12 protein-coding genes are annotated in these 13227 nt (G+C 62.5%); 2 read left to right on the forward strand and 10 right to left on the reverse strand.

Features of this window, described 5'->3' with window-relative positions:
- Positions 1-124 precede the first annotated feature (124 nt).
- Together recQ and Q5H92_RS23575 are read left to right on the forward strand one after the other, a co-directional pair.
- A complete protein-coding gene (gene recQ, locus Q5H92_RS23570) occupies positions 125-2329 on the forward strand; it encodes a DNA helicase RecQ (RefSeq protein WP_305014030.1) in 2205 nt (734 codons plus the stop codon).
- Between the two features lie 164 nt (positions 2330-2493).
- Positions 2494-3003, forward strand: a complete 510-nt coding sequence (locus Q5H92_RS23575; RefSeq protein WP_305014031.1) for an EamA family transporter — start codon at positions 2494-2496, stop codon at positions 3001-3003.
- 6 nt (positions 3004-3009) lie between these two features.
- On the opposite strand, the gene Q5H92_RS23580 is transcribed toward Q5H92_RS23575, so the two are convergent.
- The 10 genes from Q5H92_RS23580 to Q5H92_RS23625 form a co-directional block, all read right to left on the reverse strand.
- On the reverse strand, positions 3010-3399 hold the full coding sequence (locus tag Q5H92_RS23580; protein ID WP_305014032.1) for a DUF6686 family protein: 390 nt from the start codon (positions 3397-3399) through the stop codon (positions 3010-3012).
- Positions 3400-3436: 37 nt separating this feature from the next.
- Positions 3437-4474, reverse strand: a complete 1038-nt coding sequence (locus Q5H92_RS23585; RefSeq protein WP_305014033.1) for a hemin-degrading factor — start codon at positions 4472-4474, stop codon at positions 3437-3439.
- A 138-nt stretch (positions 4475-4612) separates the two neighbouring features.
- Entirely contained in the window at positions 4613-5416 is an 804-nt protein-coding gene (locus tag Q5H92_RS23590) for a heme ABC transporter ATP-binding protein (RefSeq protein WP_305014034.1), read from the reverse strand.
- 135 nt (positions 5417-5551) lie between these two features.
- The gene (locus Q5H92_RS23595) at positions 5552-5959 is read right to left on the reverse strand and encodes a DUF8817 family protein (RefSeq protein WP_305014035.1); all 408 of its coding nucleotides are present in this window, start codon (positions 5957-5959) and stop codon (positions 5552-5554) included.
- Between the two features lie 29 nt (positions 5960-5988).
- The gene (locus tag Q5H92_RS23600) at positions 5989-7107 is read right to left on the reverse strand and encodes a FecCD family ABC transporter permease (protein ID WP_305014036.1); all 1119 of its coding nucleotides are present in this window, start codon (positions 7105-7107) and stop codon (positions 5989-5991) included.
- A 153-nt stretch (positions 7108-7260) separates the two neighbouring features.
- Positions 7261-8094, reverse strand: a complete 834-nt coding sequence (locus Q5H92_RS23605; protein ID WP_305014037.1) for a heme/hemin ABC transporter substrate-binding protein — start codon at positions 8092-8094, stop codon at positions 7261-7263.
- 60 nt (positions 8095-8154) lie between these two features.
- The gene (locus Q5H92_RS23610; protein ID WP_305014038.1) at positions 8155-8778 is read right to left on the reverse strand and encodes an HmuY family protein; all 624 of its coding nucleotides are present in this window, start codon (positions 8776-8778) and stop codon (positions 8155-8157) included.
- Positions 8779-8940: 162 nt separating this feature from the next.
- On the reverse strand, positions 8941-11064 hold the full coding sequence (locus Q5H92_RS23615; protein ID WP_305014039.1) for a TonB-dependent receptor plug domain-containing protein: 2124 nt from the start codon (positions 11062-11064) through the stop codon (positions 8941-8943).
- A gap of 187 nt (positions 11065-11251) precedes the next feature.
- On the reverse strand, positions 11252-11674 hold the full coding sequence (locus Q5H92_RS23620) for a BrxA/BrxB family bacilliredoxin (RefSeq protein WP_305014040.1): 423 nt from the start codon (positions 11672-11674) through the stop codon (positions 11252-11254).
- Positions 11675-11960: 286 nt separating this feature from the next.
- Entirely contained in the window at positions 11961-13079 is a 1119-nt protein-coding gene (locus Q5H92_RS23625; RefSeq protein WP_305014041.1) for a glycoside hydrolase family 43 protein, read from the reverse strand.
- Between the last annotated feature and the right edge of the window lie 148 nt (positions 13080-13227).

Genomic DNA, 13227 nt, shown 5'->3' on the forward strand with positions numbered 1-13227 from the left:
GGCGTGATAAAATTGTTTTCCACAATTCAAGAAAAACACCATTTTTCACGATAAAAACCAATACGCGTGCTTATCTTCGTTAAGAACCGCGCTTCCATACGCCTCTCATTTGAGCTCTCGAACTATGTCAACAGTTGCCCTCCAAGAATCCCCGGTCCTGACGGCCGATTTGAAACATACACTTAAGGAAGTATTCGGCTACGGCCAGTTTCGGGGAACCCAGGAAGCTGTTATTCAAAATATTCTGGCGGGGCGCAACACCTTCGTTATCATGCCCACGGGGGCGGGCAAGAGCCTCTGCTACCAGCTGCCGGCGCTGGTGCTGCCGGGCACAGCCATCGTTATTTCGCCCCTCATCGCCCTGATGAAGAACCAGGTCGACCAGCTTGGCGCCTTCGGCGTGAATGCCCAGGTGTACAATTCGACCCTGACCAAAACCGAGATGAAGCGGGTGCAGAAAGACGTGATGAGCGGCGAGGTGCGCCTGCTCTACGTGGCCCCAGAAAGCCTTACCAAGGACGACACCATTGAATTTCTGCTGAAATCGACCATCAGCTTCGTGGCCATCGACGAGGCCCACTGTATTTCGGAGTGGGGCCACGATTTCCGGCCTGAGTACCGCAAGATTCGGGGAATTATCGACAACCTGGGCGGCAACGTGCCGATTATCGCCCTCACGGCCACGGCCACGCCCAAAGTGCAGCTGGACATCCAGAAAAACCTGCAGATGGACGACGCCAGCGTCTTCAAAACCAGCTTCAACCGCACCAACCTCTACTACGAGGTGCGCGCCAAGCACAACACCAAAAAGCAGCTGATTCAATACGTGAAGCAGCACAAGGGCAAGGCTGGCATCATTTACTGCCTGAGCCGCAAGAAGGTGGAGGAAATAGCGGAGTTGCTGCGCGTGAACGATGTGCGCGCCCGCCCCTACCACGCCGGCCTCGACCAGCATACCCGTATTGATAACCAGGACGCTTTCCTCAACGAGGAGTGCGACGTGATTGTGGCCACCATCGCCTTTGGCATGGGCATCGACAAGCCCGACGTGCGCTTCGTAGTACACTACGACGCGCCTAAATCCATTGAGGGCTACTACCAGGAAACCGGCCGCGGCGGCCGCGACGGCCTGGAAGGCAACTGCCTGATGTTCTACAGCTACGATGATATTCTGAAGCTGGAAAAATTCAGCAAAGACAAGCCGGTGACCGAGCGCGACAACGCCCACCAGCTGCTGGCCGAAATGACAAACTACGCCGAAAGCTCGGTATGCCGGCGGCGGCAGCTGCTGCACTACTTCGGCGAGGTACTGGAGAAAGACTGCGGCTTCTGCGACAACTGCAAGCACCCCAAGGAGCGGTTTGAGGGCGAGGCGGCCGTGGGCCTAGCCCTGCGCGCCGTGGTACAGACGGAGGCGCGGTTTAATCTCAACCACATCGGCCAGGTGCTGCTGGGGCTGATGAACCCGCACATTGAGAGTTATGCGCATAATGCGCTGCCGATTTATGGGCAGGGCAAGGAGCTGGGCGACGCGCAGTTCTGGCACTCGGTGCTGCGCCAGTGCCTGCTGAACGGCTTTCTGGAAAAGGACATCGACAGCCTGGGCCTGGTCCGCATCACCGACAAAGGCATGGATTTCATTGAAAATCCGACGTCCATCACCCTCACCCGCGACCACAACTTCGACGAGGAGCAGAAGGCCGACGAGGAAAAGGAGGAAGTGCAGCACGCCGCTGGCCACGACGAAGCCCTGTTCACGCAGCTCAAGGAGCTGCGCAAGCAGGTGGCCAAGCAGAAAAACCTGCCGCCCTACGTCCTTTTCCAGGACCCGAGCCTGAAGGAAATGGCCACCACCTACCCCACTTCGCTGCACGACCTCACGCACGTGTCGGGCGTGGGCCAGGGCAAGGCCCAGAAGTTTGGCGCGCCGTTCGTAGCCGCCATCAAGAAGTACGTGGAAGACAACGACATTGAAACCGCCGAGGACGTGGTGGTGAAGTCGGCCGTGAACCGCTCGAAAATCAAAATCTACGTCATTCAGCAGATTGACAAGAAGATGATGCTGGAGGACATTGCCTCCTCCAAAGGCATCACGATGGCCGAGCTGATGGAGGAAATCGAGCACATCTGCTACTCCGGCACCCGCCTCAACATCGACTACTACCTCGAAGACATGGTGGAGGAGGAAGTGCGCGACGAGATTTACAACTACTTCATGTCGGCCAGCACCGACAACATTGCCGTGGCCATGAAGGAGCTGGGCGACGACTTCACCGAGGAGGAGCTGCGGCTGGTGCGCGTGAAATTTCTGAGCGAAGTAGCCAACTAGCGGCTCCTGATTCGGGGTGCCATTGCCACCCCACAATTGTGAAAAGCCGCTTCTCAGGAAGCGGCTTTTTTTTGCAATGGCCGGCACTTTGAACAATAATCCTCCGATGGGGTATTAACAGGTGCAGCTATTCTGCTGTTTTGCAGGTATTTCAGGGTTGATATATGTGGATAGTTTTTGCTTTGCTAGCGGCGATGGTGTCGGCTACCGTCGTTACGCTGTCGAAAGCAGGGGTGAAAAATGTGCCGCCCAGTCTGGCGTTTGCCATTCAGGCCGTGCTCATCATTCTGGTGTCGTGGGGAGCGGTGCTGTGGGAAGGGCTGTTGCCCGAAATTACGAAAATTGACCGCCGGAGCTGGATTTTCCTGGTAGCAGCGGGCGTACTCACGGCGGGTTCGTCGCTGCTCACGTTCCGGGCGCTGTCGTTGGGCGATGCTTCGCGCGTGTCGCCACTCACGAATACGGCGCTCATCTTTTCGGTATTCCTGGCGGCGCTTTTTCTCAAAGAAAAGCTGACGTGGCAGGTGCTGCTGGGCGCGGGCCTGATGGTGGCCGGCGCCATCCTCATCGCCACCACCAAACCCTCCGACCAATCCGAAAAGAAAGAAAGCAGCACAAAAAATGGTCGCCCCGCCAGCGGAGCGACCATCTACGAATCAAAGCCGTCCGCTTAGTCTCTGCTAGGCAGCCGGCGCGAGCAAAGCCTCGGCTTCCAGCAACAGACTGGCGCTCATCAGCAGGTCGTGCAGGTGAAAAACCTCTTCGAGGTTGAAGACGAACGCCTGATAACTGACCGGCCCGGGCAGCGTGATGCAGCGAGCCAGCGGGTCGGGCAGCGTAAGGGCGTGCCGCTCGTAGAGCATGGCCACGGTGCTGCGCCACTCGGGCAGTTCGGCCCGTTTCAGGCTTAGGGCCACGTTGCCGAAATACAGGTGCAGGCAGCAGCCCGTGGAGCAGCGTGAGATGCAGCCCAGGTCGTTGTGGTGCAGGTAGCGGCACATATTTAGGTGAGGTGTGAATGGTGAGGTGGTGAGCTTGATGTTCAGAATTTCGACTGGTGCAGGTAGCACATCAAACTCACCACCTCACACCTCACAAGTTCACCACTTACAAAGCCGCCACCAGTTCGCGCCACGATTCCTGCTCGGGGATGCCGGGCTTGCGCTTGCCGAACAGCAGCAGCAGGTTGCGGCCCTGCGCGTCGAACAGCTCCAGGGAGGTCACCACGCTGTCGGCGGTGGGCTTTTGAACCACCCAGCTTTCGGCCACGTCGCCGGCTTTTAAGTGAAGGTTGAATTCGGGGTCGAGCACGTTCAGCCAGGGGCCGGTGGGCACGATGCGCTGCGTGAGGCCGGTATGAATCTGGATGCAGCCGCGGCTGGCCACGAAAATCATCACCGCTTGCTCCTGGGCCGAGGCGGCGCGCAGGGCCCGTTCGATGGCATCGTTTTCTACTTTGCGCAGCAGCTCGGGCGGGCCGAGGCGCAGGGCTTGAGTCCGGCTCACGCCGAACTCGCGCAACAGGCCGAAGAAGGCGTGCGTATCCTGCAATCCGCGCCAGGCCGCCTGGAAGCCGGCCACGTCGATGGTGTCGTCGGGGGCTTCCTCCTTTTCGGCCGGGGCGGGCACGGTGGCGAGGGTGGTGGGCTGCTCGGCCGAGCGGTAGCGGGCCACCAGGGCGTCGTAGGCCGCCGCGTCGCTGGTTTCGGTGAGGTATATTTTATGCAGCGCCTCACCATCGGCGGCGAAAAACTGGAGGCTGCGGCGGCCATTTTCGCTCACGGCGAAGCCAAATTGCCAATGCATCATGAACAGGCGCAGGTCGATGTCCTCGCCCAGCACCAGGCCCATGGGGCCTTGGAAGGAAATGTCGTGGTAGGTGCCCTGGCGCTCGTGTACCACGCTGTCGTTGCGGGTCAGGGCCATGACGTGGCCCAGCGTGGGCACCTCTTTCAGCAGCTCGCGGAAGTCGCCGGTGAGGAATACCACCGGGGAATCAGCTTCGCCGGTGACCTGGGTGGCCAGCAGCTCGGCCTCGCTGGATTGCAGGGCCTTGGCCGCGTCGCGGATGCGGCCTTTGGGGTTGGCTTCTTTGTAGTCGGCCCAGCGGGCGGCGAGGTCGGAAACGAGGGTTTCGGGAGTCATAACGAGAAGTAGTTAAGTTGAAAAAGTAGCGTGGACTCTGTGAGTCCGCGTTTCGCCGCAGCGCGGCGAATAATTACAGTCTATTTGCGCGGCTATTCATTTGAATCCGCTTTCGCCGCGCGGCAACGAGACGCGGACTCACAGAGTCCACGCTACTGTGGACTGGCGCGGGCAGGGCACGATGAGCGGGCAGCCCAGCCGCGGATGGGCCAGCAGCTCGACTTCGAGGCCGAAGCCGGTGTGGATGTTTTCGCAGGTCAGCACCTCGTTGGCAGGGCCACAGGCCACAGGCCGGCCCTGCCGCAGCATGAGAATCTGGTCGGCGTATTGGGCGGCCAGGTTCAGGTCGTGGAGCACGGCGATGACGCCGAAGCCGCGCTGCCGGGCCAGGTCGCGGGCCACCTCTAGGGTGTGGTGCTGGTGCCGCAGGTCGAGACCGGTGAGGGGCTCGTCGAGCAGCAGGAAGCCGGCTTCGGCCTCCCACACCTGGGCCAGCACACGGGCCAGCTGCGCCCGCTGCTGCTCGCCGCCCGAGAGCGTGGGGTAGCTGCGTTCGGCCAGGTGCGCGAGGCCCACGGCGGCCAGGGCTGCCGCCACCACGGCGTGGTCGTGGGCAGTGGGCTGGCCGCCGAAGTGCGGGTAGCGGCCCAGCAGCACCAGCTCGCGCACCTCAAAGGCCAGCGCCAGCGAGTGCTGCTGCGCCAACACCGCCCGCCGCCGCGCCAGCCCGGCCAGCGGCCACTTCGCCAGCGGCCCACCGCCGAATAGCAGTTCGCCGCCGCTGGGCTTCAGGTCGCCGCTGAGCAGGCGCAGCAGCGTCGATTTGCCCGCCCCGTTGGCTCCCACCACGGCCAGTATTTCGCCGGGACGGGCGCAGCCCGAAACCTGTTGCAGCAGGGTTTTCGAGCCGATTTTGTAGGTCAGGTTGGTGAATTCAAACATGGTGGGAAGGGAGTTTTCAACAAAAAGAACGTCATGCTGAGCGCAGTCGAAGCATCTTTATCGCAGTAGTAAATCAATTGGCTCAACGAAGCGGTAGAGATGCTTCGACTGCGCTCAGCATGACCGACCAAGCATTCATATAAAACCAGGCATCTCCGGCAGCTTGCCCGCGTCCGGCTCCCACGGCACCGCCTCGCCAAACTTGAGCAGGTTGCCGTCGGGGTCGAGGACGTAGAACTCGTTCATGCCCCAGGCCCGTACCGCCAAGGCGTGCTCGGCGCGGAGCAAATCGGGGATGGCCGCGTAGGCTTTGTAGAGCGCTTCAATGCCCCGCACCCGCACGTAGCAGGAGCTGGTTTCGGCCAGTGAGGCATCGGTGGCCAGCCAGAATTGCAGCTCCTGTTCTTCCCACTTCAGAATAAGCAAATCGGGGTACCGGCCCACTTCCCGAAAGCCGAGCTTTTGCCGGTAAAACCGGCTGGTGCTCTCCAGGCAAGTGCTGGGCAGCTGCGGAACAATGGCGGTGATAACAGCGGGAGACATTTTCACAAAATCACTTTACAAACAATTAATCAGCGGCTCAGATTACGTTGTTCGCGCAGCACCATCCAGAGGAAAACCGGGGCGCCCAGCAGCGCGGTGAGGATGCCAATGGGCAGCTCGGCCGGGGCCACCACGGTGCGCGAAAGCGTATCGGCCAGCACCAGCACCAGCGCGCCACCCAAGGCCGAGGCCGGCAGCACGAATCGGTGGTCGGGCCCGACGATGGACCGCAGCAGGTGCGGCACCAGAAAGCCCAGGAAGCCAATGGTGCCCACCAGCGCCACCGAGGCGCCCACGGCCAGCGTGGCCAGCGTCACGAGCTGCCACTTCAGCCGGGCCACGGGCAGGCCGAGGTGAGCGGCCTGGTCTTCGCCCAGGGCCAGCAGGTTGAGCGGCTTGCCCAGGCGCGGCAGCCACAGCAGCGGCACGGCCAGCAACGGCAGCAGCGTGCCCACCGTGGCCCACGAGGCCCCGCCCAGGCTGCCCAGCCCCCAGAAGGTGATGTTGCGCAGCTGCTCATCGGTAGCGGCGTAGGTGAACAGGCCGGTGAACGCGCCCGACAAGCCATTGGTGGCCACTCCGACCAACAGCATGGTGCTCACCGCCACCCGTCCTCCTACCCGCGAGACCCGGTACACGAAAAGCGTGATGAGGCTGGCGCCCACAAACGCCGCCAGTGGCAGCACGTACGGCCCCAGCGCGCCCGCCGCCCCGGCCAGCGCCGGAAAAGCGGCCAGGATTTTTACTTCCATCACAATGGTAGCCACCGCCGCCAACGACGCGCCCGAGGAAATGCCCAGCAGCGAAGGGTCGGCCAGCGGGTTGCGAAACAGCCCTTGCATGGCCGCGCCCGACAAGCCCAGCGCCGCGCCCACCAGCAGCCCCAGCACTACCCGCGGCAGCCGAATGGCCATCAGCACGCCCTCCTGCTGCGGCTCGAAGGCCCAGCCGGTGATGCCGATTTTGCCCAGCAAGATGCCCACCACCGCCGGCGCCGGGATGCTCACTGCCCCAATGCCTACCCCCAGCAGCACCGCTGCCACCAGCAACACGGCCAGCGCCAGCAGCACCAGCCGCGGCCGGCGCGTGGGCTTGGGCAGCGGCGGCGCTACCGGGGTGAGAACGGGTTGGGTGGCGGTGGCGGGCATTTTGGGGGATGAATGTGGTTTTTATTTCAACGTCATGCTGAGCGCAGCCGAAGCATCTCGCGTGTGGCAGTAACTCAATCGTTGAAAAAGGAGTAGTGGCGGCACGCGAGATGCTTCGCTGCGCTCAGCATGACGTTCTTATAGCTCGTTCTATTACTTCAGCTTCTGGCCCAGTTCCGTCACGGCCTGGCCCAGGCGCGGGCCGAAACCGGTGAGCAACTGGCCGTCCATTTCCACCACGCGGCCGGTTTTGCCGGCGGTGGTTTGGGCGATGCCGGGGATTTTCTGGAGGCCGGCCGGGCCGCCCAGGCTGGCCAAGCCGCTGTCGAAGAGCAGCAGCACGTCGGGGTTGGCGGCCACCAGGGCTTCGGCGGTGAGGGGCTTGAAATCGGCGAAATCGGTGACGGCGTTCTGGCCGCCGGCCAGCTGGATGACCTTCGCGGCCTGGGTGCCGGTGCCGGCCACCATCATCGTGCCTGTGCCCCGGGCGTAGATAAAGAGGACTTTTGGGGCTTTGGCGGGCTTCCGGGCCTGGGCCAAATCCGCATCAAGCTTCTGGAGCACGGCGGGCACCTGGGCCGTGGCGCCAAAAGCGGCGGCCACGTCTTTCACCAGTTGCTTGGTGCCGGCCACGGAGTAGTCCTGCTTGAAGAGCTGCACCGCCACGCCGGCCGATTTCAGCTGCGCGGCGACTTCAGGCTTCAGCGACTCGGTGGTGCCGATAACCAGCGTAGGCGTCAGGGCCAGCACGCCTTCAGCCGAGATGTTGCGCGAATGGCCCACCTTGGGCAGCTTTTCCAGCGCGGCGGGATATGTGCTGGTTACGTCCACGCCTACCAGCTGGCCCTGCCGCCCCAGCGCACAGATGATTTCGCTGGTCGTCCCACTCAACGACACGACGCGCGGCGCGGGCGCGGCTTGCGCCAGGCCCATGCTCAGCAGGGCGCCTAGCAGGAGCAGGCAGAATTTTAACAGGGGATTTTTCATTGCTCAGAAAGACAAAAGGGTAAATGCGAATGGCGCGGACGGTGGAACCTCACCCCCGGCCTACTTCAGATTGCGCGAGCCGTCCGGCTGGTACACGTAGCGGAAGCTGTAGTAGCGGCTCACGCTGGTGGCCGTGGGCGTGGCAGGGGCGTTCTGGTAGTAGCTCACGATTTCCACCTTGGCGTACTTGCCCGTGGCCGTACGCACCAGAATGACCTTGCCCGCAATGGGCGTCACGATGTTGGTGGCCCCGTCGTAGTTGTACCAGCCCATGCCCGAGCCCGTGGTAATGGCTTTGCCGCTGGCGGCATCCACCTTAAAGCCCGTTTCGGGGGCCGTGGCAATGTCGGCAAACAGGCCCGACTGCACCAGCGCGCCGCCTTGGCCGGGGCCGCTGTTGCCGCCGTTGATGATGATGGTGGTGCCCCGGAAGCCCACGTCCCACTTGGTGGTGTTGGAGTCGGCCGTGGCTACCTGGGCGTTGTTGGCGAAGCTGAAAAAGGTGTATTTGGTGGCCGACGTGGGCTGGCCGCCGCCGCCGTTGGCGGTGGTCACGCCGGCGGCGAGGTTGTTCACCGTGGTGGCTTGCAGCGCGGGTGCCACCGCAGTTTCGTCCTTGTCATCAGAACAGGAGCTGAAACCAATGGCGAGAGCGAGCAGGGCAAAGGTGGAAGTGGTTTTCATGAAAATTAAGTGCTGGATATTTGGTGTTTAGGATTCGTAGACCGTCATGCCGAGCGCAGCCGAGGCATCTCGCTTGCGCAGCGCAATTCATTCGATTGGTTTACTACCACACGCGAGATGCCTCGGCTGCGCTCGGCATGACGGCTCAGTGTTTTCGGTTATTTATTTCTTACTAAGGCGCAGCTCCACGCTGGCGTAGAGCAGGCGGCCGGGCAGCGTACTGATGTAGGCGGGGTCGGTGTAGCCCAGCGCGTTGTCCACGCCCACCTGCAGGGTGTAGCGCTGCTGCCAGGTTTTGCTGGCGGCCACGTTCCAGAGGGTGTAGCCGCGCACGTATTCGGCGTCGGTGTCCAGAATGGCGTTGCCGTTCAAATCCTGAAAGCCATAGCGCCCCCGGTAGATGCCGCGCAGGCTGGCCGTGAGGCCCTTGGCCGGGCTTTCGTAGAACAGCTTCACGTTGCCGGAGTGCTTCGAGCGGTTGAAGAGCCCGCCGTAGTCGGCCGCCTTCACCCGCTCGGTGATGAGCGTGGTGGGGTCGCGGCGGTACACGTCGCCGGTGGCCAGCCGGGCTTCCACGGCCTGGTCTTTGGCGAGCAGGAACTGATAGCCGCCACTCAGGCGCAGGCCCGGCCGTAGCTGGTAGCCGGCCTCGGCCTCCACGCCCTGGGTGTAGGCTTGGCTCACGTTGTAGTAGGTGAACACCGACTGGCCGTTGGTTTTCTGGGCCAACGGGGTGGTTTCAATCAGGTCGCGCAGGGTGTTGCGGAAGTAGCTGGCCGTGAGGCTGAGCTTGTCGGTGGGGTCAAGCTGCAGGCCGGCGTTGTAGGCCACCGAGCTTTCGGGCCGCAGGCTGCTGGCCCGGTCCAGCAGCGCGTTGTTGATGAGCGGCAAGCCCGTGGCGGGGTCCGGCACCAGCTGGCCGGCGGCGGCCAGGGCCGCCAGCCGCGCGCGCACTTCCTGGGTACCAAACACGCTGTAGCCCACCACCGGGTTGGAGAAATTCAGATACAGCTGCCGGAAATCCGGCGCCCGGTAGCCCCGCCCGGCCGAGCCGCGCACCGCCAGCCACGGCCGCACCTGGTAGCGCGCCGAGGCCTTCGGGCTCAGCTGCCCCGGGTACTGGTTATGCCCGTCGTAGCGCGCGCCGGCCACGATGTTCAGGCCCGGCAGCGGGGTCCAGTCGTCCTGCACGAAGCCGTAGTAGGACTGCATGTGCTGCACGGCATCGTAGCGCGTAGCCTCCACGCCTTCGTTGATGTAGCCCGCGCCGCCGGTCAGGGTGTGCTTGCTGCCCAGCCGCCAGTCGAGCTGCACTTCGGGCCGCAGGAATGTCTGGTTGAAGTAGGTGTTGTCGTAGGGCGCGCCGTCGGCCGCGTAGGTGTAGTTTTCGCGGGTGCGGTAGCCGGCCAGGTAGAAGCGGGCCGTGGCAAACAGCCGTCCGTTGGCCGTGCCGTGCGTCAGCACGGGGTTGAAGCTGTAGTCCTGCTGGCGGCTTTCGTAGCGCACGCTGGCGGTGCCGGTGCCGGCCGCCACCGGGTAGGTACTAGCCTGGCTTTCGGTAAAATAGCGGCCCGACACGCTCAGCCTGGTGCGCTCGCCCAGTTTATAGGTCAGGCGGCTTTGGGCCGTGTAGTTGGCGAAGGGCGGCACGCTGGCCGTGCCGCTCTCGGGCCGCAGCGTGTAGCCCGCCGAGCTGTAGCGGTTCACAAACGCGGTCAGGCCCAGGCGCTCGCCCTGTGTGTTCACGCTGGCGCTCACGTCGGCGGTGCGGTTGCTGCCGTAGCGCAGGCGCAGGGTGCCGCTGGTGCCGTCCTGCGGCTTCTGGGTGATGATGTTGACCACGCCCGCCAGCGCCTCCGAGCCCCACATCGCCGAGGCCGGGCCCTTCACGATTTCCACGCGCTGGATGTTGCCCACGGCCACCCGCGACAATTCCAGCGTGCCGGCCGTGCGGCCAATCAGCGGCTCGCCGTCCACCAGAATCAGGGTGTATTCGGGGTTGAGGCCCTGCATCTGCACGCCGCGGCCGTGGTCGGCCACGATGCTCAGGCCGGTCTGCTCGCCCAGCACGTCGTTCAGCCGCACCGCGCCCATGGCTTTTATCTGCTTCACCCCCACCACCGTCACCGGAATGGGCACTTCGGAGATGCTGCGCTCGGTGCGCGTGGCGGTCACCACCACTTCGCCCAGCTGCTGGCGGCGCAGCGTGTCGGTGGGCTGCTGGGCCAAGGCCGGCAGCGCCAGCCCAGACAGCGACGAAATGCAGAAGAAACGAGCGAAAGCCATTGAGTTGCTTATTTAGAATTATTCTAAACAGTGGCAAAGGTATTCGCGGAAATCATTCCGCCAAAGTTTATTTAGAATAATTCTAAATAAACTTTTCAAACACAAAAAAGCCGCTTCCATGATGGAAGCGGCTTTTTTGTGTTTGAAATTCGTGCAACCAATCAGCTATAATCAGCTGAAAGGACCGTTAGCAGTACTCTTCGAACGCGCCTTGCAGGTTGTTCACGATGCGCATGGCGTCGGAGCCTTCGATGTGGTAGCGCTCAATCATGTGCACCAGCTCGCCGTCTTTGAAGAGGGCGATGCAAGGGGACGAGGGCGGGTACGGGAGCAGGTGCTCGCGCATTTTGGCCACGGCGTCGGTTTCCATGCCGGCGAACACCGTTACGAGTTTGCCGGGCTTTTTCTCAGCGCTGGCGAGGGCCATTTTGAGCGCGGGGCGAGCCTTGGCGGCGGCGCAGCCGCACACCGAGTTCACGGCTACCAGCACGGTGCCTTCGTTCGAGGCAAAGGTGGAATCAACCTCTTCGGGGGTCATCAGCTGCTCAAAACCAACCTCGGTGAGGTCCTGGCGGATGGGCGCCACCATGTATTCGGGATAAACTGCCATTGTCGTAATGATTTATAAAAAGCGGCCGGGCCGCGTGAGGATGCAAAAATACGAATGCTTAAAGCAATGAGGGCCGGGGAAAGTTTCGGCGCGCGTCGTTCGCCCGGCGAAACCTCACCCCCAGCCCCTCTCCTGCGGAGAGGGGAGCCCCGGCGGGACGTTATAGCACGTTCTATTCTGCATGAAAAAGCCTCGACTCAAAATTAAACCGAGGCTTTCGTCAGTTTCGTCAGGCTCCCCTTTCCGCAGGAGAGGGGCCGGGGGTGAGGTTTCGCCCGGCGAGTCGCTACGGCACTATCGTCTCGATGCCGCCGTCGGCCCGGCGCTTGAGCTCGGTTACTTTGATGTTGCGCAGCCAGGTTTTGCCCGAGAGCTGGGTGTCGTGGTAGAAGATGTACCACTTGCCATTTTTTTCGATGATGGAGTGGTGGGTGGTCCAGCCTTGCACGGGCTCCATGATGACGCCCTGGTAGGTGAAGGGGCCGGTGGGTTTGTCGCTGGTGGCGTACACCAGCAGGTGCGTGTCGCCGGTGGAGTAGGAGAAGTAGTACTTGCCCTGGTACTTGTGCAGCCAGCCGCCCTCGAAGAAGCGCCGCTTGGTGTCGCTGGCCAGCAGAGGCTTGCCGGCTTCGTCGAGAATTTGGATTTCCCGCACCGGGCCGTCGAAATGCTTCATGTCGCCGCTGAGCTTGCCCACGCGGGCGTTGAGGGCGGGCACGGCGCCGTTGGGCTCTTTTTCGGGGGCGTTGGCGTCGTAGGCGCCTTTTTGCCAGCGCTGCAGCTGGCCGCCCCAGAGGCCACCGAAGTACATGTAGGCCTGGCCGTCGGTGTCCTGAAATACGGCCGGGTCGATGCTGAAGCTGCCGGCCATGGGCGTGGCCTCGGCCTCGAAGGGGCCGGCGGGCGACTTGCTGGTGGCCACGCCGATGCGGAAGACGTCCTGCTTGTCCTTCACCGGGAAGTAGAGGTAGTAGGTGCCGTTTTTGAAAGCCGCGTCGGGGGCCCACAGCTGGCGGCCGGCCCAGGGAATGTCCTTCACGGCCAGGGCCACGCCGTGGTCGGTGATTTTGCCGCCCACGCTGTCCATCGACAGAATGTGGTAGTCATTCATGGCGAAATGGTCGCCCTTGTCGTTTTCCGGAATGCCAGCCTCGATGTCGTGCGAGGGGTAGATGTAAATTTTGTTGTTGAAGACGTGCGCCGAGGGGTCGGCGGTATAAATTTCTTTCACCAGCGGCTCCGACAGATACTTTTTGGCGGCGGCAGTGTCCGCTTTGGAGGTTTCGGTGGGGGCAGTGGCGGCAGTAGTTTCCTGTTTGGTTTCGGTGGATTGGCAGGCGGCCAGCAGGGCCAGTGAGGCGGCCAGGGCCGAGGCCGGGGCTTTCAATTTCAAGGGGTTGCGCATGGGGAATTTTAGGGGTTGAAAACGCGGAAAAAGCTCCGGCCGCAGCTTTAGACTAACGGCCGCCCAATACGGGGCCAGGCATGAGCTCGCGCAAATATAGACGCGCCTTTCGCCCGCTCAACCATTTGATTTTTAAGTCATTTTAGCC

Source organism: Hymenobacter mellowenesis, from assembly GCF_030581005.1.
Classification (GTDB): domain Bacteria; phylum Bacteroidota; class Bacteroidia; order Cytophagales; family Hymenobacteraceae; genus Hymenobacter; species Hymenobacter mellowenesis.

Bases quoted from the DNA above. Each gene is read 5' to 3' on its own strand.
- recQ (WP_305014030.1), top strand. From the start codon at position 125: ATGTCAACAGTTGCCCTCCAAGAATCCCCGGTCCTGACGGCCGATTTG.
- Q5H92_RS23575 (WP_305014031.1), top strand. From the start codon at position 2,494: ATGTGGATAGTTTTTGCTTTGCTAGCGGCGATGGTGTCGGCTACCGTC.
- Q5H92_RS23585 (WP_305014033.1), bottom strand. From the start codon at position 4,474: ATGACTCCCGAAACCCTCGTTTCCGACCTCGCCGCCCGCTGGGCCGAC.
- Q5H92_RS23590 (WP_305014034.1), bottom strand. From the start codon at position 5,416: ATGTTTGAATTCACCAACCTGACCTACAAAATCGGCTCGAAAACCCTG.
- Q5H92_RS23595 (WP_305014035.1), bottom strand. From the start codon at position 5,959: ATGTCTCCCGCTGTTATCACCGCCATTGTTCCGCAGCTGCCCAGCACT.
- Q5H92_RS23600 (WP_305014036.1), bottom strand. From the start codon at position 7,107: ATGCCCGCCACCGCCACCCAACCCGTTCTCACCCCGGTAGCGCCGCCG.
- Q5H92_RS23605 (WP_305014037.1), bottom strand. From the start codon at position 8,094: ATGAAAAATCCCCTGTTAAAATTCTGCCTGCTCCTGCTAGGCGCCCTG.
- Q5H92_RS23610 (WP_305014038.1), bottom strand. From the start codon at position 8,778: ATGAAAACCACTTCCACCTTTGCCCTGCTCGCTCTCGCCATTGGTTTC.
- Q5H92_RS23615 (WP_305014039.1), bottom strand. From the start codon at position 11,064: ATGGCTTTCGCTCGTTTCTTCTGCATTTCGTCGCTGTCTGGGCTGGCG.
- Q5H92_RS23620 (WP_305014040.1), bottom strand. From the start codon at position 11,674: ATGGCAGTTTATCCCGAATACATGGTGGCGCCCATCCGCCAGGACCTC.
- Q5H92_RS23625 (WP_305014041.1), bottom strand. From the start codon at position 13,079: ATGCGCAACCCCTTGAAATTGAAAGCCCCGGCCTCGGCCCTGGCCGCC.